The sequence below is a fragment of the Halocatena marina genome (assembly GCF_023276375.1).
GTDB lineage: Archaea > Halobacteriota > Halobacteria > Halobacteriales > Haloarculaceae > Halocatena > Halocatena marina.
In genome coordinates this window covers 430,251-450,926 of sequence record NZ_JALLPK010000001.1, presented here as the reverse complement: position 1 = coordinate 450,926, position 20,676 = coordinate 430,251, and the positions used below count along the sequence as shown (strand labels likewise).

The following is a 20,676-nucleotide window of genomic DNA, read 5'->3' as shown; positions in this document are numbered from 1 at the left end:
AACGCTGTTGCTCGTCGAGGGGTGCGTGTTCATCGGGATTGACCCGAGAGTTCCAATCGGTTCGTTCGATTGTGTATCCCCCACAGAACGGGCATACTTGCCGTTGGTAAGCAAATCGGTGGTCACAGCATTGACACTGATATGGTTCGGGGGGAGATGCATGACTGCGTCCTCGGACGTGGTCGAGAAGTTTCATTGCCAATCATTCTCCAGGTTCGAGTTATCACCCCACACGTATAACCTTCACTCTCGCGAGAATCGGAGACCAGAGGGTATGCGCAGGTTATCTCCGCAAGACACCGTTCGGAATGATTGTCATGTCCAACGGTGTCGATGTCTACGGCGCGTAATCTTTCGCTTTGCACGTTCTGAGTGGAGTTGGCCAGTAAGCTGTTCCTTCGTCAACTAACTGGTCAGTAACAGACTGAAAATCTCTGTTCGGACAGTGATCTGTAAAGGACAGTCAGTTCCGTTGATCAGGCGCAGCTACCGTTAGCGGAAGTCATATGATGATACGCGGCGTAACAGAACGTCCAATGTCTTCGTCATCCGCGTCCTATGATTTCTGGGTGTTTGATCTCGACGGTACACTCGTCGATGTCGAGCAAAGCTATACGAAGGAGGTGCTGACAATCGTTGGAGATCGGATCGGTCACGAGTTCTCGGAGTGGGAGATGGCCGCGCTCTGGTACGGTTTTGATGGCAAGCGTGGCGATCTCTTCTCGCAGATGGGTATCGACCCCGCCAACTTCTGGTCGACATTTCACGAGGTCGAGGATGCCGAATCGCGCGCAGCAGCGACCTTTTTGTATAAGGACGCAGATCGCGTCCTCTCAGATATAGACGGCCCTGTTGGGTTGGTCACTCACTGTCAACAGTACCTCACTGAACCGGTCCTCGATCATCTCGACATCCGAGATTGGTTCGATACCGTCTTCTGTTGCACCGATGAGAGCGGCTGGAAACCAGATCCAGAACCGGTACAAACAGCAATGCAAGCGATGGGAGTCAACACAAAACTGAACGGGAACGGGAACGGGAACGGGAACGGCGCTCGGGGTGTTCTCGTTGGGGACAGTCCACAGGACATTGGTGCGGCCTGGAACGCTGGGTTGGACAGCGTCCACATCGAGCGCCACGGACACGACCGTCGGGGGGTATGTGTTCTCGGCGATCACCGGGTAACGCAGCTGGACGAGCTCGTTTCCCAACCAACCCGTACGCTTTCAAAAGACTGACCCACAGCCACATCCCGACACACGCGCATACGACCAACCCTCCGTCGTTTCGTCTTCAACTCGTAGTCCCCGGTGTCAATCGTAGATATCATCCTCTTCTTCGATCGGTGGTTGGAGCTCGGTCTCTCCAATGTGATCGACGGTAGCAGTGAGTTCGAGCGTTGCATCACAGTCCGGACACGGAAGGGCAAATCGGATACCGAGAGTATCGACCTCGGAATCGTCGTACAACTCAAGTACGACCGCGTCGGATGGGTACAGGTACTCGGCATCGAGATTGTGATCACAGCTCATGTTTACACCGGGAACTCGTCCCAACTGAGATAACGTGAGGGAGTCGTTTGAAGTCTTTGGCGCCCTGCTATCACTCAAAATCTATAGTCAGCGGCACGAGCGTCCGAATCGTGACACTCGGTTGTGGCACAAAATGTTGAGCCTACGACCGTCGATAGCCGGGGAGTTCGTCGAAAAGAGCCTCTACATCGGAGACGGTGGACTGGAGCGTGGCGACGTCGCCCTTTTCGGTCCGATCCGGATTCGCAAGCACGCGAACCTGCTCGGTCCCGAGTGAGACAAAGTCCATATCGAGCTTATTCGCAGTAACACGAAGGCCGAGTCCTGCGTCGGCCGTTCCGGCGAGCACCGTTCGGACCGGACTCTCGTGGGCTCGAACTGCCATCTCGAATCCGTCGATCGCATCGATGCACTCGTGGCGTGTCTCATCGCGTTCTGCAGCCAGCACAGCGATCGCGTCAGTGAGTGTTGATCGAAGACTGGAGTGTGACGATCGGTTCACAAACCGGAGATCGCGCTCGATGAGATCAGACAGTCCCTCGATACCATCAGGATTTCCGGCCTGAACAGCGAGACCCCATTCGCGCTCCCAGCTGCCGAGCGGAACCGTCTCGAATTCGGTCTCAAATCTGGATTCCAAGGCGGACTGTGACGGGTCACCCGATGCGACGACCGCGATATCAGTAACGCCGTTGCGGAGGCGACGAAGTCCTTCTCGGCTGCCGAGGCTGAGATAGCGAGGCCGTTCGAGGTGATCGAGGAGGCGCGAAAGCGCAGGATCGTCCTCTCCGACGCCGAACAGCGTTGGTGGACGCACGTCCGGTGAGAACAGAGAAACGTCAATGCGCTTACCCATCGTGAGCGACCGCGTGTCCGGATGCATCTCGACGATGCCGTCGGCTTCGACGAGGCTCGTCGTTGCGCCACTGCCCTTATCCACGGGGTATACGAGTGTCTCGCCCTGTAATTCGACTGTCTCACTCTCATCTCCGGTGTTAGAATCGATCTGGAGCGTTTCTGATGGACCGCTTTCGACCAGCCCGACCGGCACGAGGCGCAGTCGTCCCTCGCTATAACGCTCTCGCGTCGCCATCCGTCCGGTTACCGTTGCTGTCTGCGGTTCTGGGAGACCAGCAGCGCGCCTGATTGCCGGTGCGACGAACGTCCTGAAGATAGTGAGAGCAGAGACGGGATAGCCAGGAAGACCGACGTACGCCGCGCCACCGAGCTCGCCAACGAGCATCGGTTTGCCGGGCTTGACTGCGACGCCGTGAACGAGGAGCTCGCCCCGGTCTTCGATGACGCGATAGACGACATCGACCGCGCCTGCGCTCGTCGAACCCGAAGAAAGTACGAGGTCACACTCTTTGGCTGCTTCGAGCAGGATACGCTCCATCTCGTCGTAGTCATCACCCGTGTGCGGATAGAATACGACGCTACCGCCCGCCTCTTCGACACCCGAGGCGATCGTGTAGCTGTTGACATCGTAGATCTGCCCGGCGTCACTGTTCAATTGCTCTCCCGGCCGGACGAGTTCGTCACCAGTGGAAACGATGCCAACGCGCGGTCGGCCAACGACCGGCACTTCGTCAATCCCGAGCGCCGACAGGAGACCGATCTCGCGCGGCGTGAGACGGGTTCCGGGACCGAGCGCGCGCTCACCAGCCGCCACATCCGCACCAGCGAACATCACGCGATCGCCCGGCGCAACGCTCGTACGAATTTCGACCCGTCCATTTTCGCTTTCTTCGGTGGTTCGTTCGACCATGACGACCGCGTCTGCACCCGCTGGAAGAACGGCCCCTGTCGAAATTGCGGCGCATTCGCCCGCAGCAATCTCGACGTCCGGTTCTGTTCCGGCGTGGACAGTACCAACCTTCTGGAGCAGTGTTGGGTCGCTCTCGTCGGTTTCGAACGTATCCCGCGCCTGCACCGCGTAGCCATCGACGCTCGCCCGGTCGAAACCCGGAACATCGAGTGCTGCATCGAGTCGCGCTGCAAGAACGCGGCCGCCGGCATCGCGGAGCGGAACGTGTTCGGTCTCACCAGCGAGATCGAGTGACGCGATCGTCTCGTGGACGGTCTCGGGCGGGGCGAGATCACGGAATTCCTTTCTCATGGGTATGCCTCCCAGTTCTCGACCGAAACACGTTCGTCTTCCGGGATTCCCTCACGCGCTTCCGGAACGACGACCCAGCCGTCGGCCAGCGCGACGCTCGATAACACACCCGCTCCACTTTCGCGAACCGGAGTGGCGACTGGAAGTTCCTCCGAGCGATCGAGCGTCACCCGGACGTACGTCTTCACGCCCGGTTCGCTCCGGATCTTCCGTGAGAGTCGTGCTTCACTCGTTGGGTGCGGCTCGTCTGAGAGGTTCCCAGTGTGTTTGATTACTGGACGAAGAAACTGCACAGCGTTAATGATGCAAGCCACCGGATAGCCCGGCAACATGACAACCGGTGTATCGCGGACGACACCGAAAGCGACCGGATGACCGGGCTTGAGTGCAACGCCGTGGACGAGGACCTCACCGAGCTCTGCAACCACGTCCGGGACGAGATCGCGCTCACCGACCGAGGAACCACCGGTGGTAACGACGATATCCTTCGTGAGATCCCGTTCGATGGCGACCCGGAGCGCATCGAAATCGTCTGGGACTTCCTCGCGGTAGGTCGGAACCGCCCCCCATCGCTTGGCGTACTGCGCGACGGTCATCCCGTTCGTCTCGATGGTCTCTCCCGGTTCGGGATCGGACTGAACCAGTTCTTCACCAGTCGGGATCACGCCGACGGTCGGACGCTCGTACACCGCAACAGTCGTAATCCCGGTCGATTTGAGGAGACCGAGATCAGATGGACGGAGCTGATGGCCGGCGTCGTACAGGTGCTGTCCCTCGCTGATGTCCTCCCCGACTGGAGTGACGTTCTCACCGCCTGCAACGCTTTCGAAAATTTCTACATCCGTTCCGTACCGTTCCGTCTGTTCGATCATAACGACCGCATCAGCGCCGTCCGGGAGCGCGTTTCCGGTGTCGACGTGGACCGCTTTGCCTGCTCCAACGTCACTGCTTTCGCGGAGGATCGCCGGTGAACGCTCACTTGCCTCGAATGTGTCTGCAGCGCGAACAGCCCAGCCATCCATTGCTGCCCGCCGGTGCTGGGGTACGTCACGGCTCGCTCGGATTGGTTCGGCGAGCGCGCGACCCACCGCGTTCGAGAGCGGAATTCGGTCGATTCGGTCGAGTGGGTCGGCGGCATCGAGCAGCCGATCACGAGCGTCCGCGACCCGCGTCACCGAACCGAACCCTTGGCTCACGTCAGACATACCCGATGATCGACCTGCCGAGACAAAAGCGTCGTGGGAAGAGGGTATCAGGTCAGGTCAGGTCAAATAGAATGGATCGCAACCGAAGTGTTCTGCAGTCACATCACGCGACCGAATCGAGATATTTAGTCAAATCCGACCGCCTGTTGTCGTGTGTGCTTGTCCGCCGATGTTTGTTCACAAAAAAGTTCGCTCAAAACGATCGTGTTCCGGGGGGTTTTTCGCCCTTGCGAGAGTAGGTTTCTGTATGTCTGCCCTACGCAATGCGCTTCAGGATCTTTCCGACTCGGTTTTCGTTGACGTCCTGGAGTCAGACGACGCGTACCTCTTCGTTGTCGATCTTCCGGGGGCAACTCCGGAGACAGTTGACGCGTGGGTGGAAGGCCGTCGGCTCCGGCTTGAAGCCAAGCGTGAAAAGGAGCTGTCCCCGGCATTTCGCTTTCTCCGCGAAAACCGTTCGCTTTTCATCGATGCCCAGCTCCCGCTCCCGCCTGATGCAACTGACACAGATGCAGAAGCGAACATGGAGCGGGGCGTTCTCGAACTCCACTTGCCGAAGACGACGGCCGCGTCTGGCGAGCAGATTCCAGTTACGGAGGGATGAGGTGGCGGGTCGGTGACTCTCCGCGCGTACCGGAGGTTTTTCGTCGTCGCGTGGCAGTTTCTTCCACTCCTCGTCGCGTTCGCTCGTGACCGCCGACGCTTTCTCGTGTTCGGGACGGCTCGGGACGTATCGAGCGAGCAACGACGACAGCGCGCCCAAACCCTCCTCGATTCGCTCCTCACACTCGGTCCGACGTTCATCAAACTCGGGCAACTGCTCTCGACACGACCTGATGTCCTCCCACCGGAGTACATCGGAGAGTTGACGCAGTTACAAGACCGGGTTCCCCCCGCCCCGTGGCCCGACGCAAAGGACGTCATCGAGGAAGAGCTCGGCCCCCTCGAAGACGCGTACGACAACTTTGACACAGAGAGTATTAGTGGTGCGAGTCTCGGGCAGGTGTACGTAGCCGAGTACGATGATGAGACTGTGGCGGTGAAGGTTCGACGGCCAGGTATCGAGTCTCTCGTTCGAACTGATCTTCGTGTGATCAAGTTCTCACTCCCGCTTTTAATGCCGTTCGTCGACCAAGCACAGGCCTTTTCTCTGGAGACGCTCGCCGACGAGTTCTCGACGGTCATTCGCCAAGAGATGGATTATCACCGGGAAGCGACCATGCTGCGGGAGATTCAAGAGAACTTCACCGACGACACCGACATACTCATTCCGAGTGTCGTAGACGAGCGTTCGACTGGTCGAATTCTCACGATGGAGTACGTGGGCGGAACGAAAATCTCAGAGGTCGATGATATCGACGCGCTCGGTGTCGATCGCACCCAGCTTGCGAAAACGCTGCAAGAGGTGTACCTCCAGATGATCGTTATCGATGGCGTGTTTCACGCCGATCCACATCCGGGGAATCTCGCCGTTAAACCCGACGGGACACTCGTTTTCTATGACTTCGGAATGAGCGGCCGCGTCGACTCGTTCGTTCAGAACCGGATCGTCGATTTTTACATCGCTATCGCAAACCAAGACATCGATGGCATCCTCGATGCGCTCATCGAGATGGGGACCCTCAGCCCTGAAGCCGATCGGCAGGTGATGGCCAACGTGATGGAACTCGCCATCGCGGACGCGCGTGGTGAGGATATCGAGCAGTACCGTGTCCAGCAGATCGTCGGCCAAGTTGAGGACACAATCTACGAGTTTCCGCTGCGCTTGCCGCCCAACCTCGCACTCGTCCTCCGCGTTGCGACCGTTGTCGAGGGTGTGTGCGTGACGCTCGATCCGAATTTCGATTTCATCGCTGTCGCAACAGAGTTCCTCCGTGAACAGGGCTACTTGCAGGCCAGCGCACGCCAGTTCGTCGAAGAGCGAGTGGACGAAGTCGATCAGGCCGTCCGCTCGTCGATCCGCCTTCCGCCCAAACTCGAACAAACGCTCGACCGCGTCGACCGTGACAGCCTCGTGGTACAGGCAGAACTCAACGACCCGGACGGTGTTTTCGACCGACTCGCAAAACGACTCGTCCTCGGGATGGGACTTACAGTCGGATTGCTCTCGACCGTGTTGTTGTACATCGCTGATGACGCTCTTGGGGCACTCGTCGTCGCTGCCATCTCCTGTGTCATCGGCGTGTTGCTCTATCGCTCGTTCCGAAAGCGGCGCGGAATCCGCGCACGACCGCAGTTCACCCGCCAAAGCATGCGCCAACAGAGAGAGGACGAGAGCGGCATGAACAGTGACAGCAGTATCTCTCTGAGCAGAGAAGATTGACGATTGTCTGACCGGAGACCTACTAACTAACACTCCGACGACTCACACACAAATCATAAAATTAGTTCGATCGAATCATTGTTTGACGTTTCGAAGTTGATGTCACTCGATCAGTGGACTGGGAGAGAGCATTCGTGTCTATCGGAGTAAGAACCTCATAGTTCTCGTGGATCGATGTTCTCGATTTCGTCGATCTTTGGATACAGTGTATCTGTCGAGATGAGCGGCTCATCCAGCACCCGTGCGTGCCCAACGTGAATGGAATCGAAGACGCTCAAAGCCGGATAGTTGGTGAGCAGTTCGGCACCGGCTTGGAATGCTTCGGCAGTCACAGGGATTACGTCGATATCGAACGCTCCGATCGCATCATAGACGGTTGCCGACTCGGACCGAGACCACGAGTCGAACAGCACCAACTGAATTTCGACAGCGGTGATAACCGACGTTTTTGGGTCGTGAACGTGGCGCTCTCAACGTCGGTTTGCAACCAGTCATCCTCTTTCAGCAGTGCCAACAGCATGCCGGTGTCGAGGTACATCTATTCGCGTGCCGCTTGCTTGCGATCGAGTCGATCACGTTTTTGTTTCATTCAACACAGCTTCACGAGTATGCACACTCTCAAAGTGAACTTCCGTCAGAGCAGCACTAACAGTAATTCTATGCTTTCGACGTGATGTCAGCCCAAACGAGTCGGTGATCGGAGGCTGTCTGCACGTCATCAGACAGTCCGTTCTTCTGTGCGTTCTTGCTCGGCCACACGATGGCACTGTTACGGATCGCAATGTCGGGTGATGGGAGCACGTAATCCACCTGTTTCCCGAATTCGGCCGTCAGATACGGTGATCCGGCCTGTGCACCGCCGGGACTCGTTGGGAGCCGCCGTGTGTTGAAATTCTCGTTTTCGAGGAAGTACGTTCCAGCGGCGTCGAGGCTCTCTTCGTTTCCGGGGGCGGCGTTCATATCACCCAGAAGGACGTACGATGCGTCCTCACTCAGACCGCCGCACGCACCGCTGTCGTCGTAGATGTAGTCCGCACCGGCGACGTAATCGGCCATGAGCCGTATTTCGTCGTGACAACGCTTTCCGTTGAAGTTCTCTGGACCGTCGAAAACTGGTGGGGTTGGATGTGCCAACAGCGCGTGGACAGTGTGCTCACCGATGGTGACAGGAATGTCCACGTGAGTTTTCGAGGAGAGACGGAAGTGCTCGGCTTCCTCGTCAGTGAGAGACATTCCCTCGGATTCACGAACAATCTCGCTGTCGGGCATATCCATCCAGCGGAACGTACGAAACGAACGAACTGCGCTCTTCTCGATCGGATATCGACTCACGATCGCCAACGCGTACTGACCGGGATAGCGACCGAAGCCGTACGCATCGTTCCCGTACGTTTGATCACCGGGCGTCTTATCGATTGTTCCGTTGTTGTCGAGGTCCATTCCGCTGTGAACACCGGTGTTGCTCTTCGGAACGTAGATATATTCGTAGTCAATGCTATCGAGACCGTCACGCTGTGGAATCCGGAGATAGTTCTCGATGAACGCTCGGGCGTTCGTTGGTGTGCGTGGAACGTCCCTGACCGCACTCTCCTGAACGTTGTTGACAAGCTCGTTGAGTGCGAGTACGTCCGGTCTGACTTCCTGAATGACGCGCGCTGCGGCAGCCGCCTGCTCGTCTCCGGTTGACTGTACCTGCTCTGTCGTGAGATCCTCGATGTTGTACGTAGCAAATGTAGCCGTTCTCTCAGCGCATCGTGCACTCGTGACTCCGGCAGTTGTCGCCAGCGCAGTCGTGCCAGCCAACGATAAAAACCGACGTCGAGTAGTATGTATCACACATTGCCATTATTGGACTGAATTAAAACAATTATGTAACAATTCTATGATTTGATATATAGTGCGGTTTAGAACGCAGTAACCGGAGGGAGTCCGTACCAACCTCTGAAGTACTGCAATAGTGCCGTACGTACTATTCCTCGTGTAGATGGGGAAATACATACGACATTAGCCATTTTTGGAGAGTCACAATTTTGCGCTCGCACTACTATCGGGAACACTTTTGCCACCATCGCTCGTCGCGGTGGGTATGGACTATACGGTCATCGAGAGCACTCGCGAGTTCATCGCACGGATGGATCACGGCGCAGACTGGCGTGCACAGATCGAGGAATTCGCTGACGAAAACGAGATCGACGCGGGATTCTTCTACGGTCTTGGGGCTGTACAGGACGCCGAGCTGTTTTTTTACGACCAGGACGATCAGGAGTATCACCCAGTCGAGTTCAACGAGCCGCTGGAGGTTGCCGCCTGCATTGGTAACATTTCTCGGCTCGATGACGGGCGATTCGCACACACGCACGCGACGCTCTCTCGTGCGGACGGTTCGACAGTCGCGGGGCACCTGAACCGAGCCACGACGTTTGCAGGCGAGCTGTACGTCCGTGCGTTCGACGCCGAGTTAGTTCGCAAGCGAGATAAAACGACGGACCTCGATCTCTGGGAACTGTGAGGGACGCCGACGAACGGTATTTCGAGCGCATCGAGAGTCGTCTCGACGAGGCGTTCGCGGTCGCCCGCGAGGCCAAACAACGTGGAGGAGACCCCAAACCGGACGTAGAGATCCCGGTTGCAAAAGACATGGCCGATCGCGTAGAGAACATCCTCGGCATCGAAGGCGTCGCCGAGCGGGTCCGCGAGCTCGAAGGAGAGATGAGCCGCGAAGAGGCCACACTCGCACTCGCGGAGGATTTCGCCGAAGGGCGCGTCGGAGAATACGAATCAACAGCCGGTGTCGTGGAGGGTGCAGTTCGGACCGCTGTGGCGCTCCTCACAGAGGGTGTTGTCGCCGCTCCCATCGAGGGGATTGACCGTGTCGAGGTGCTCGATAACAGCGATGGGACCGAGTTCGTCCGTGTGTTCTATGCCGGCCCGATCCGTTCGGCTGGCGGAACAGCACAGGCGCTTTCGGTGCTCGTTGCAGACTACACCCGAACGTTACTCGGTCTCGATCAGTACAAGCCGTACGACGAAGAGGTCGAGCGCTACGCCGAGGAAGTTGATCTGTACGATTCAGAGACGGGGCTACAGTACTCTCCGAAGGACAAAGAGACGAAATTTATCGCAGAGCACTGTCCCATCATGCTCGACGGGGAGGCGACTGGTCAGGAGGAAGTCTCTGGATTCCGCGATTTGGAACGAGTCGATACGAACAATCCCCGTGGCGGGATGTGTCTCGTCCTCGCAGAGGGTATCGCCCAGAAGGCCCCAAAAATAAAGCGCTACACGACACAGCTCGATGAGGTCGACTGGCCATGGCTCGACGATCTCATCGAAGGAACCATCGGAGGGAAGGACACAGACGAGGAAACGAACGAATCGTCAGAGGATGATAGTGATGGCGACGGCGACGATGTCGATGATGATGAGACTGACCAGATAACAGGTCCGCCGCGTGTCGAGCCAGCGACGAAGTTCCTCCGCGACCTCATCGCTGGTCGACCCGTCTTCTCTCACCCGTGTCGTGCAGGTGGCTTCAGACTCCGCTACGGCCGCGCTCGAAACCATGGATTCGCAACCGCCGGCGTTCATCCGGCGACGATGCATCTCGTCGACGACTTCCTCGCAACAGGGACACAGATCAAGACCGAACGTCCTGGAAAGGCCGCTGGCGTTGTTCCAGTCGATACCATCGAAGGGCCGACAGTCCGGCTTGCAAACGGTGATGTGCGCCGCGTCGAAGACCTAGAGGAAGCACGCACGATTCGAAACGGCGTCGAAGCTATCCTCGATCTTGGGGAGTATCTCGTCAACTACGGCGAGTTCGTCGAGAACAATCATCCACTCTCGCCCGCCTCCTACACGGTCGAGTGGTGGGTGCAGGATCTTGATCACGCTGGTGCGGACATACAGATGTTTCGTGATGACCCACACGTCGATCTCTCTGAACCCAATGCAGCCGAAGCGATCGGGTGGACTACTGACTACGACGCGCCGTTGCATCCAAAGTACACCTACCTCTGGCACGATCTCACGGTCAAACAGTTCGAACGATTGGCCAACGCTGTCAGTGAGGGTCGTCTGATCGACGCTGCCGATTCAGCCAACACGCTCGTCGTCCCTCGAACGGAAACGGTCTGTAACATACTCGAAACACTTCTCGTCCAACACACACAGAACGAAGAAACCGTCACTGTCCCCGATGCGCTCGCGCTCGTTCGTTCGCTCGGACTCACCGAACAGCTCGAACGATCGTGGTCGATAACCGATCTGTCCGACGAAGCCCGTACGTGGGGAACACGCGCGGAGGGAAGTCAGCGTGATCATGAAAACAAAAGCGAGAGTGAACAAGATCGAGAGAGCAAGAACAACGACAACGAGAGCAGAGCAGACCGAGCTGACGAGACGGTCGAACCAGACGTAGACGGGCAGAACGCCATCAAGGCAGTTAACGAGGTTGCGCCGTTTACTGTTCGTGAGCGTGCGCCGACCCGCATTGGTAACCGAATGGGTCGGCCAGAAAAATCGGAAAAGCGTGAACTGAGCCCTGCTGTTCACACGTTGTTCCCGATCGGTGAAGCTGGTGGCAACCAGCGCGATGTCACACAGGCAGCCTCACACACAGAATCGATGCAGTCTGTTGCCGGACAGGTCGAGGTACAGATCGCCCGTCGGGAGTGTACCAGTTGTGATACGGCGACGTTCAAAGCCCGTTGTCCAGAGTGCAACGATACCACTCGCCCAGTTTATAAGTGTCGTGACTGTGACGTTCGTGCTGAGCCCGACGAGGCCGGCCGGGCTGAATGTCCCCGCTGTGGAAGTCTCGCATCACCGGTCGAGCGACGACCAATCGATGTGGCGGGTGAGTACCGTGATGCGCTTGCAGCCGTCAATCAGCGCGCGGGGGTCTTCGATATCCTCAAAGGAGTAAAGGGACTCACCTCGGAGCAGAAAATCGCCGAACCGATCGAGAAAGGCGTCTTACGGGCAAAACACGGTGTTTCGACGTTCAAGGATGGCACGATCCGATACGACATGACAGACCTGCCGGTGACAGCCGTCCGACCAACCGAACTCGATGTGACCGCAGGGCAGTTTCGCTCGCTGGGATACGAGACCGATATTGATGGCGAACCGCTCCGTCACGACGATCAGCTTGTCGAACTCCGCGTTCAGGACATTGTCCTCTCCGATGGCGCGGCGGTTCACATGCTCAGAACCGCAGATTTCGTCGATGACCTCCTCGAGCAGTACTACGGATTGGAGCCGTTTTACGAGGTCGAAACGCGCGACGATCTCGTTGGTGAGCTGGTGTTCGGAATGGCTCCACACACGTCAGCCGCGGTCGTCGGACGCGTCGTCGGATTCACTAGTGCAGCCGTCGGATACGCTCATCCGTACTTCCACGCGGCAAAACGGCGCAACTGCTTCCATCCAGAAACGAAGATCTGGTACAAGGGGGAAGACGATCGCTACCGGTACGAACGCATCGAAACCGTCGTTGAGGCGCGTCTCGATGATCCACGATCGGATGATTTCGGGACGCTCATACAAGATCTCGACGGCGCGCTCTGTGTTCCATCGATCTCGAACGATGGTGAAATGGGCATTCAGCCGGTCAGTGCTGTCTCGAAACATCCCGCGCCCGACCATCTCGTAGCGATCGAAACGAACGACGGACGAACACTGCGTGTAACGCCCGACCACACGGTTCTCCGCTGGTCGGACGAAATCGAGCGCGTCAGTGCGAGCGAAGTCAAACCAGGCGATAACGTACTTCATCCAGAATCGGTCGATTTCGAGGGAGAACCGGTGTCGTTCGATCTTCTTGCTGAGTGTCTCGCACACGATGGGATCGAGAACGACAAATTGCGCATTACTGGTCTCGGTCACGAGACCAAACAGCTCGAACGACGACTCGGAGACGAGAAAAGCTCCGAGCGCCATCCGACGTGGACAGAGCAGACCGACCGGGATGGCGTTCCGGTGTCGACGCTTCTTGAACAGTATGACGAATCGACGCTTCTCAGCCTCCTTCCAACAGACATCTCTCTGTCGGTTGAAGACGACAGAACGAGCGTCGATCGGTGGCTCGAAATCGACAGCTCGTTCGCATCACTACTCGGGTACTACGCGGCGTCGGGCTTCGTTCGAGAGGAAGCGGACCAGTATCGGACAGTCATCAATCTTCCTCACAAAGCCGCACAAAACGCAACGATTCAAACGTTCAGGGAGGCACTCGGAGTCGAAGCAGCCGGCGGGGAAAACGAGCGAGTAACTGTAGCGAGCCGAATCGTTTCATTGTTATTATGTGACGTGCTAGCGTGCGGATCAGGTATGGGTGACAAATGCATACCAGATTGCGTAATGGGTGCACCCGCCGGTCAGCTCCAGTCGTTCCTCACAGCTCACTTCAACAGCAATGGGAACACAGTAGCATCGCCCAGTGAGATCAGCGTGACCACAGTCAGTGACCAGCTGAAAGAAGATCTCCTTGGCGCGCTTAGACGGTTCGGTATTACTGGACGGGTGTCCCGTGACACACGAACGCCTGAGGGGGATGTCGGTGCTGCGTTCTCCGGTGATGATCCACAGACAGTCGAAACGTGGATCGTACACATTACTGATGAGAGTGCGATTCAGTTCACCGAACTCATCGGAACCGACTCCGATGAGACAGAATGGGCACGTGCGTCACTCGACTCGAACGATCAGCGTGGGCGACCATTCGTCGATGGAAGTACTGCACGAGTCGATGAAGTCACAGACGTCCGCTACGTCGAAAGTGATACCGACCACACGTACTGTCTCACGGTTGCGGATACCCACACACTTGTGGCGAACGATCTTCACGTCGGACAGTGCGATGGGGACGAAGACTGTGTGATGCTTCTCATGGACGGACTGTTGAATTTCAGCAAGCTCTATCTCCCGGACAAACGCGGGGGAAGCGTGACGGAGGACTCTCAACTGCTCGCGTTCGGTCCAGAGGGTGCGGTCAGATGTCTCACGTTCGAGGAGTTCTGGACGCAACTCGATAGTCCGGTCGAGCACGATGGAAAGTTCCAGAAGAAAATCTGCCTCGAAGAGGGATGGACGACGTACGCGTTCGATGAGAACCACGAAGCTGCTCCGAAACCGATCGAGAAGGCGATTCGATACCGCGCCGGTGAAGACGAGCAGTTGCTCCGCGTCGAAACCCAGTTCGGGAGATCACTGGAAATTACAGCGAATCACAGCCTCTTTCGGTACGACGACGGGATAGAGGACGTCGCTGGCGACGACCTCGAAGAGGGAGACGTGATCGTCGCGCCACGCCGATTAGAGGTCGAAACAATCGAGACGACAATTGACGTCACCGATTGTATCGATTCACCGTACGTCTTCGTCGATGATCCAGCAGACACGGCCGACGACGATCGTTCAACAAATAGACAAAAACTCCCGTTCGAGATGTTTTCGACGCCCGAAACGACACACGACCATCAGTCCGTGCCAGACAGCACGGAAGTCGGGAGCAAAGAATCAGAAATCGGAATCAATCGATACCTCCCTGTTGATGTGGATTTCGCGTGGTTCCTTGGGTACGTTCTCGCGAATGGATCACTCTCCGATGACAACCCGACACTCACGAGTAGTGAAGAGTCGATCACCGAACGCATCCTTGAGGTATCGACAACAGTACTCGGTTGCAGTCCGTCTGTTGAACAGTCGGAGACGTTCAGTGAGGTCCGCTTTCCGGCCGTGTTCAAAGACGTTCTCAATCACCTTGGGATCGAAGAAACCGAAGCTGACTCGCGTGCGAACGACAGCGACTGTGCACACGCTGTTCCCGACTGCATCCTCCGTGCAGAGCGCAGGATCATCCTGTCGTTCCTCCGTGGATTCATCGACGATGGTGAGGACGACAACGACTCGAGCGTCGAATTCGACACGACGAGTGAGGCGGTCAAAGACGGGATCGTATTCTTGCTCCACCGGCTCGGACTGGTCGCCGACATAGCAATGCACGATCAGGAGGAATCAGAGCAGTCGGTCTACACGCTCACTGCCTCTCGTGGAGCGAGCGATTCTCGCCAGCAAGACGATGACGGCACCGAACCTCTCACGGTCCGTATTCCGAGTGCCCTAGAGGACCTCCGCGAAATGGATATCCGTGGTGTCGAACAGCTCATTCCGGCGTCGATCGAGCGTGATGAGACCATCTTAGTGGACAAGCTCAGCGAAATCGTCGCTGAACTCGACCAGCGCGAGGTACCGACCGAGGCAGCGCACTGTCTCGACGAACTCCGACCGCTCGTCGAAGGAGATCTCTCGTATCTCCGAATCACGAACATCGAGCAGGTCGACTACAGTGGCTATCTGTACGACCTACAAGTCGGCGGTGAGCCTATTTTCACCGCAAATTGGCTCTATGCCCACAACTCGATGGACGCACCGTTGGTCATGTCCTCGCGTATTGATCCCACGGAGATCGACGACGAGGCACACAATGTGGACATCGTCGATACGTATCCCCGCGAATTTTACGAGGCAACCCGTCGGATGGCCGATCCCGGCGAAGTTGACATCACAATCGCCGAGGAAACGCTCGGTACCGACGATGAGTACTCCGGATTCAAACACACACACGACACCACGGATCTCGCTGCTGGGCCGGATCTCTCGGCGTACAAAACGCTCGAATCAATGATGGACAAGATGGACGCACAGCTGGAACTTGCTCGAAAGCTGCGCGCAGTCGATGAAACAGATGTCGCAGAGCGTGTCATCGAGTACCACTTCTTGCCGGACCTCATCGGAAACCTTCGTGCGTTCTCCCGGCAAGACACCCGGTGTCTCGATTGTGGGGTGAAGTACCGACGAATGCCTCTCACCGGGTCGTGTCGTGAGTGTGATGGCCGCGTCACGCTCACCGTCCACGAGGGATCCGTCAACAAGTATCTGGACACCGCGATCCACGTCGCAGAGGAGTTTGGCTGTCGTGAGTACACGAAACAGCGCCTCGACATCCTCCGACGGCGGTTAGAAAGCATATTCGAAAATGACAAAAATAAACAAAGTGGGATCGAGGACTTCATGTGATTGAGAGCGGGTGGAAATGGCCCCAGTACGAGCTGTTTGTGCGGAGAATCGTGCGAACAGTGCTGATCGAGTCGTGAGTCCGACTCGAATAGCAAATACCGAATCGTGATGGCTGGTGTTGTCGGGACGTATCGACAGCGTACTGCTCGTTCTGATTCAGAAGGTTCGTAGGAGGACGATCTGTTTGATGTCTCTTGCGTGGATCGCAGCGTACGCTGTATTATAATTCGCTCGAGCTGGCGTCGGAAGGATACTCAGAGAAAATCTTCGCTTCGATCCGCCGGAGATGCTGGCTCATTGTCCCAGGAGCGATTTCAAGGCGTGTGATTGTTCAGATACGGCCACCCGTCGGGATCGTTGATGAGATCACAGAGGAAGTCGACGTCGTCTTTTTCGATCGTCCGCAGCCGTACGTCTTCTCCCCTGAGAAAGGCAGAACCGACCATACCCGACGATTGCTTGCTACAGTACTACCGTTTCTGTAGGTGTGGTACTACTCGTCAGGATATTTCGGTTCTCGGCGCTCTGCTCGCTCCAGTGCTCGTTCGATGACAGTGCGCACGTCACCGTGGAAGGGACCACCGTGACCCGAGTACATGTGTTCGACACTGCTCTCTGCGTTGTCGCCGCCTCCATCGGGAAGGCGCTCTAACAGTGTTCTAATGCTCTCGATGAGACGCTCACGCGACTGACCGGGCATATCTGTCCGTCCAAAACTGCCGTCATCGAACGCACCGTCGTCGTGAACGACGACATCTCCGGTGAAGATGGTCGTTTCGCTCATGAACGAAACATGATCGGCCGCGTGGCCAGGTGTATAAACGACTTCAAAGACCTCATCACCGATGTCGATGCGATCACCATCTTCGATGGTGTGGGTACACTGAGGGTGATCGCTGTAGGCATAACAGTCCGGTTCGAACGCATCCGTAACCGAATCGAGCTCGGCGATGTGATCGCCGTGCTGGTGGGTGAGGACGACCCGATCGAGAGTATCGGTGTACTCTGCGATGGTGTCGGCCACACCGGAAACAGCCCCCGCGTCGACGAGTGTCGTCGTCGAACCTGTAACGAGGTACGCGTTACAGGTGAACGTCTCGGCGTCTGCCGTGACGTTATGAACGTTCATACACGTACGTCGTAACGCTGGTACTTCAGCCTACCTCCACGCATATCGATACCGACGGTGAATCTATGTCAGATATCACCATTCTGAACAGTTCGATTTTAGCAATTACTGATAGATCATAAATACGAACGCAGCCAACGTTTTTCAACGACTATTCCTTACAGTTAGATGGCTATGGGTTTCGGGAGCTACGATGAATCTGAACAGGAGAACCGCGATATCGACACTGACTTTGATGAAGACACGGTCTCTTCGAGTGATTCTCACGATGGGAATGTCTCGTTCGAGTTCGACACTTCCAACGACGAGCTCTTGGAACGACTTGAGGAGATGAAGGAGTGAAATCAGGCACGCGGGCACTCGGGTTGGCTGATTCGTACAAATCAGATGCTGAGACGAGCACTGTCGCGGGTGCGGTCGTACGTGCTGACCGTGTCCTCGATGGGTTAGCGTTCGGGCACGTTACGGTTGGAGGAACCGACAGCACCGATCGTCTTACAGAACTCGTCCATCGGGTCGACCGGCCCGATATACAGTATGTCTTCATCTCCGGCATCGCGCCCGCGTGGTACAATATTGTTGATCTACCGCAGTTTGCGAACGCTCTCAGCTGCCCGGTCATTTCCGTCTCCTTTGAGGACAGCGACGGGCTCGAACCGGCACTTCGTGATGCGTTCGATGGTGCTGCACGCACCAAACGACTCTCACGGTACGAGCGACAGCCCCCGCGCTGGCCAATCGAAGTCAACGACGAACAGGTGTTTGTCCGAGCGATCGGCCTCGATGCGAGCGAGAGTGCGCGTGTCGTCCGAACGTTTACTCCTGAGGGAGGACGTCCGGAGCCACTCCGTGTGGCACACACCGCAGCGCGAGCAGGCGATACACTGTCGCAGACGATATGAGACAGATCGAGAAGCAGAGACCACGGTTGCACCGACGGTATCATCCCGATCGTGGAGTCATATCATTGCAGGATATTTCTTCACACAGGATACAGATGAGAACGCAATCTTGTAGTCATTACTCGGCCGCTAGTACGACATGGAACGTGTTGATGGGATCGACGTGACTGCCTGCGAGCGCTGTTCAGATCTGTGTGAGTCTCGTTCGCAGATCGTCAACGGTACCGGAGTAGAAGACGCGTCGCTTCTCTTTATCGGTGAAGCCCCGGGTGCGCGTGAAGACGAGCAAGGTGAGCCGTTCGTCGGTCGTTCTGGCGACGTACTCAGTACAACACTGCGCGACTGTGGTCTCGTCCGGAGCGATGTCCGTATCGCAAACTGCGTGCGCTGTCGTCCGCCCGAAAACCGCGACCCGACCACAGCGGAGCTCACGAACTGCCGGGAGCATCTCGAACGGGAGATTGAGTCGGTTGATCCCGATTTTATCGTTACGCTCGGAAAAGTCCCGAGTCAACACCTGTTAGAGCGCGACGTAGCAGTGACGAAGGAGGCCGGCTCAGTCGTCGAGCACCGGATCGCTGGCACCCCGCGTCGAATCGTGATCTGTCTTCATCCCGCCGCGACACTGTACGACAGAAGTCAGAAAGAAACGTTCGAACAGACGATCAGCGAGGCAGTTTCACTCGCGGGTGCGGGCGCAGAGAGTGGACAATCCCGCCTCAGCGAGTATTAACGAAGGCGAAAAGCGCCTTATCTCACCCCACCAATGACCAGTATGAGCAGTCAGATCACGGCAGATGTCGTCGTCGTCGATTACGGACTCGGAAATCTTCGGAGTGTCACTCGTGGACTCGAGCGAGCAGGCGCTGGCGTCGAAATGAGCACCGATCCCGCGCTCCTCGATCGTGCGGACGGCATCGTCCTCCCTGGTGTGGGCGCATTCAGCGAAGGAATGGAGAATGCGGGACCGTTCCGCGATGCGTTGTGTGATGCCGCTGCCGACGGAATTCCCTTGTTTGGTATTTGTCTCGGGATGCAGATGCTCCTCACTTCGAGCGAAGAGTCGACCCGTGCCGGACAAGGGGATGTCGACGGGCTCGATCTCATCCCTGGCCGAAATGTCAGATTCGATGGTTCGAAGAAGGTACCACACATGGGATGGAACGAACTGACTGTTGAGCGCGAGCACCCAATCGTCGAAGGGGTTGATGGGCAATACGCCTACTTCGTTCACTCCTACTACGCCGACCCAAACGACGAGAATGCGTGTGTGGCGACAACCGACTACGGCCAATCGTTCCCAAGTGTCGTCGCAAACGACGATGGAACAATTTTCGGAACGCAGTTTCACCCAGAAAAAAGCGGCGAAGCGGGACTCCGCATCCTCCGGAACTTCGTTGAGCTTTGCTCCTGACTCACCAAAACCGTTCAAAAGACCATATAGATCAGTGACAGTATAACGTTGATCAGTACTCCTCCGCTGAGAACGAGCAACACGACGAACACAGCAGAGAACATTGCACCGTATCCAATCTCTGTTGTGTCTCCTTTGTTTTCAAACTGTTCAGGTCGCAACAGTGCAAAGACACTGACCAGCAGCCAGATCCCCCCGAGCACTCCCCACGTAATCATTCGTCGTCGGATGTTGGCACATGAGATAGACTGGGTCCAACTCCCAGAAACGACGTTGACGAACAACTGCTGTTGAATATAGTCACACGAACCAGATTGGATCCAGTTTCCAGTAACAGCGTTGGCGAGAAATAAGACTCCAAAACCAGCGTATCCTAACCCAATGAGCGTCGATCGACGCATTTGCTCACCTGTCCGTGCACCTGTGCTATTAAACCTCTTATCTTAGAGGAATTCTCGGACTTCCGAATACCACATATCGTGGTGGTCGACTGCGTCGATCCGTGCAGCGATTTCGACGGCAAGCACGTGCCAGCAACGCTGTGTCGGGTCATCACGGTCGAGATTGTACTGGCTATCCTCGCAGGTACACCCACCGTCCTCGACGATGTACTCCTCAGTGTGGCCAACGACGACGACGAAGTCGCGGTACTCTTTGACGCGTTCCTCCGCAACGGCCTCAATGGCGCGTGTTCCACGCGAACCGTGGACAGCGATGATACGGTCGACTACAGGGGCGGTGAGTTCGCCCTCCTCAGCGAGCGCATCCTGCCACTCTTCCACGGCGGTCACGCATACAGTTTGACGGTCAGGAAACAAAACCGGTTCGATGCACTCACGCACTGTTTGCTGTCATTCACGTTTGTTCACCCTTCCCTCGATTTGTTCTGTCTGTATGGTCACGATCTCCGACATCAATCGATGACGTCTGGTGAGAACACAGATCTCCCGACGGGATGGTGGCGCTTTTCG

At 56.8% G+C, this 20,676-nt stretch carries 18 protein-coding genes; 9 read left to right on the top strand and 9 right to left on the bottom strand.

Going from position 1 to position 20,676, the window contains the following annotated elements:
* Positions 1–536 precede the first annotated feature (536 nt).
* A complete protein-coding gene (locus tag MW898_RS02225) occupies positions 537–1,238 on the top strand; it encodes an HAD family hydrolase (RefSeq protein WP_248904172.1) in 702 nt (233 codons plus the stop codon).
* A 75-nt stretch (positions 1,239–1,313) separates the two neighbouring features.
* Here the strand turns inward: MW898_RS02225 and MW898_RS02220 are convergent, their stop codons facing one another.
* The 3 genes from MW898_RS02220 to MW898_RS02210 form a co-directional block, all read right to left on the bottom strand.
* Positions 1,314–1,532 (bottom strand): hypothetical protein, encoded by a 219-nt coding sequence (locus tag MW898_RS02220; RefSeq protein ID WP_248904170.1) that lies wholly within the window; start codon positions 1,530–1,532, stop codon positions 1,314–1,316.
* A gap of 142 nt (positions 1,533–1,674) precedes the next feature.
* Positions 1,675–3,651, bottom strand: a complete 1,977-nt coding sequence (locus MW898_RS02215; RefSeq protein WP_277999747.1) for a molybdopterin biosynthesis protein — start codon at positions 3,649–3,651, stop codon at positions 1,675–1,677.
* Complete coding sequence (locus tag MW898_RS02210) at positions 3,648–4,856, bottom strand: molybdopterin molybdotransferase MoeA (protein ID WP_248904169.1); 1,209 nt, start codon at positions 4,854–4,856, stop codon at positions 3,648–3,650. The genes MW898_RS02215 and MW898_RS02210 overlap by 4 nt, the downstream gene beginning before the upstream one ends.
* A 247-nt stretch (positions 4,857–5,103) precedes the next feature.
* On the opposite strand from MW898_RS02210, the gene MW898_RS02205 reads away from it, so the two are divergent.
* Positions 5,104–5,460 (top strand): Hsp20/alpha crystallin family protein, encoded by a 357-nt coding sequence (locus MW898_RS02205; RefSeq protein WP_248904167.1) that lies wholly within the window; start codon positions 5,104–5,106, stop codon positions 5,458–5,460.
* A 12-nt stretch (positions 5,461–5,472) separates the two neighbouring features.
* On the top strand, positions 5,473–7,179 hold the full coding sequence (locus MW898_RS02200) for an ABC1 kinase family protein (protein ID WP_248904165.1): 1,707 nt from the start codon (positions 5,473–5,475) through the stop codon (positions 7,177–7,179).
* A 155-nt stretch (positions 7,180–7,334) separates the two neighbouring features.
* Here MW898_RS02200 and MW898_RS02195 read toward each other — a convergent pair whose 3' ends face one another.
* Together MW898_RS02195 and MW898_RS02190 are read right to left on the bottom strand one after the other, a co-directional pair.
* Complete coding sequence (locus tag MW898_RS02195; RefSeq protein WP_309242238.1) at positions 7,335–7,616, bottom strand: PIN domain-containing protein; 282 nt, start codon at positions 7,614–7,616, stop codon at positions 7,335–7,337.
* A gap of 220 nt (positions 7,617–7,836) precedes the next feature.
* On the bottom strand, positions 7,837–9,015 hold the full coding sequence (locus tag MW898_RS02190) for an endonuclease/exonuclease/phosphatase family protein (RefSeq protein WP_248904161.1): 1,179 nt from the start codon (positions 9,013–9,015) through the stop codon (positions 7,837–7,839).
* Positions 9,016–9,265: 250 nt separating this feature from the next.
* Between MW898_RS02190 and MW898_RS02185 the strand changes: the two genes are divergently transcribed.
* Together MW898_RS02185 and MW898_RS02180 are read left to right on the top strand one after the other, a co-directional pair.
* Entirely contained in the window at positions 9,266–9,688 is a 423-nt protein-coding gene (locus MW898_RS02185) for a PPC domain-containing DNA-binding protein (protein ID WP_248904159.1), read from the top strand.
* The gene (locus tag MW898_RS02180; RefSeq protein WP_248904157.1) at positions 9,685–16,260 is read left to right on the top strand and encodes an LAGLIDADG family homing endonuclease; all 6,576 of its coding nucleotides are present in this window, start codon (positions 9,685–9,687) and stop codon (positions 16,258–16,260) included. The genes MW898_RS02185 and MW898_RS02180 overlap by 4 nt, the downstream gene beginning before the upstream one ends.
* A gap of 314 nt (positions 16,261–16,574) precedes the next feature.
* Here the strand turns inward: MW898_RS02180 and MW898_RS25425 are convergent, their stop codons facing one another.
* Positions 16,575–16,706, bottom strand: a complete 132-nt coding sequence (locus tag MW898_RS25425) for a hypothetical protein (RefSeq protein ID WP_264383087.1) — start codon at positions 16,704–16,706, stop codon at positions 16,575–16,577.
* A gap of 47 nt (positions 16,707–16,753) precedes the next feature.
* Positions 16,754–17,389 carry an MBL fold metallo-hydrolase gene (locus MW898_RS02175; protein WP_248904155.1) on the bottom strand — a complete coding sequence of 212 codons (636 nt, stop codon included), beginning with the start codon at positions 17,387–17,389 and terminating at the stop codon, positions 16,754–16,756.
* A gap of 174 nt (positions 17,390–17,563) precedes the next feature.
* Between MW898_RS02175 and MW898_RS02170 the strand changes: the two genes are divergently transcribed.
* The 4 genes from MW898_RS02170 to hisH all read left to right on the top strand — a co-directional run bounded on the left by MW898_RS02170 (position 17,564) and on the right by hisH (position 19,705).
* The gene (locus MW898_RS02170) at positions 17,564–17,731 is read left to right on the top strand and encodes a DUF5786 family protein (RefSeq protein ID WP_248909686.1); all 168 of its coding nucleotides are present in this window, start codon (positions 17,564–17,566) and stop codon (positions 17,729–17,731) included.
* On the top strand, positions 17,728–18,291 hold the full coding sequence (locus MW898_RS02165; RefSeq protein ID WP_248904153.1) for an endonuclease dU: 564 nt from the start codon (positions 17,728–17,730) through the stop codon (positions 18,289–18,291). Before MW898_RS02170 ends, MW898_RS02165 begins: the two co-directional genes overlap by 4 nt.
* A gap of 139 nt (positions 18,292–18,430) precedes the next feature.
* Entirely contained in the window at positions 18,431–19,024 is a 594-nt protein-coding gene (locus MW898_RS02160; protein WP_248904151.1) for a uracil-DNA glycosylase, read from the top strand.
* A gap of 42 nt (positions 19,025–19,066) precedes the next feature.
* Positions 19,067–19,705, top strand: coding sequence for an imidazole glycerol phosphate synthase subunit HisH (gene hisH / locus MW898_RS02155; protein WP_248904149.1), 639 nt, complete (start codon positions 19,067–19,069; stop codon positions 19,703–19,705).
* 14 nt (positions 19,706–19,719) lie between these two features.
* On the opposite strand, the gene MW898_RS02150 is transcribed toward hisH, so the two are convergent.
* Positions 19,720–20,106 carry a hypothetical protein gene (locus MW898_RS02150; RefSeq protein ID WP_248904148.1) on the bottom strand — a complete coding sequence of 129 codons (387 nt, stop codon included), beginning with the start codon at positions 20,104–20,106 and terminating at the stop codon, positions 19,720–19,722.
* A 42-nt stretch (positions 20,107–20,148) separates the two neighbouring features.
* A complete protein-coding gene (locus MW898_RS02145) occupies positions 20,149–20,496 on the bottom strand; it encodes a hypothetical protein (protein ID WP_248904146.1) in 348 nt (115 codons plus the stop codon).
* Positions 20,497–20,676: the final 180 nt, after the last annotated feature.

Coding starts and splice junctions, on each gene's coding strand:
- MW898_RS02225 (WP_248904172.1), top strand. CDS start 537: ATGTCTTCGTCATCCGCGTCCTATGATTTCTGGGTGTTTGATCTCGAC.
- MW898_RS02220 (WP_248904170.1), bottom strand. CDS start 1,532: ATGAGCTGTGATCACAATCTCGATGCCGAGTACCTGTACCCATCCGAC.
- MW898_RS02215 (WP_277999747.1), bottom strand. CDS start 3,651: ATGAGAAAGGAATTCCGTGATCTCGCCCCGCCCGAGACCGTCCACGAG.
- MW898_RS02210 (WP_248904169.1), bottom strand. CDS start 4,856: ATGTCTGACGTGAGCCAAGGGTTCGGTTCGGTGACGCGGGTCGCGGAC.
- MW898_RS02205 (WP_248904167.1), top strand. CDS start 5,104: ATGTCTGCCCTACGCAATGCGCTTCAGGATCTTTCCGACTCGGTTTTC.
- MW898_RS02185 (WP_248904159.1), top strand. CDS start 9,266: ATGGACTATACGGTCATCGAGAGCACTCGCGAGTTCATCGCACGGATG.
- MW898_RS25425 (WP_264383087.1), bottom strand. CDS start 16,706: ATGGTCGGTTCTGCCTTTCTCAGGGGAGAAGACGTACGGCTGCGGACG.
- MW898_RS02175 (WP_248904155.1), bottom strand. CDS start 17,389: ATGAACGTTCATAACGTCACGGCAGACGCCGAGACGTTCACCTGTAAC.
- MW898_RS02170 (WP_248909686.1), top strand. CDS start 17,564: ATGGGTTTCGGGAGCTACGATGAATCTGAACAGGAGAACCGCGATATC.
- MW898_RS02160 (WP_248904151.1), top strand. CDS start 18,431: ATGGAACGTGTTGATGGGATCGACGTGACTGCCTGCGAGCGCTGTTCA.
- hisH (WP_248904149.1), top strand. CDS start 19,067: ATGAGCAGTCAGATCACGGCAGATGTCGTCGTCGTCGATTACGGACTC.
- MW898_RS02150 (WP_248904148.1), bottom strand. CDS start 20,106: ATGCGTCGATCGACGCTCATTGGGTTAGGATACGCTGGTTTTGGAGTC.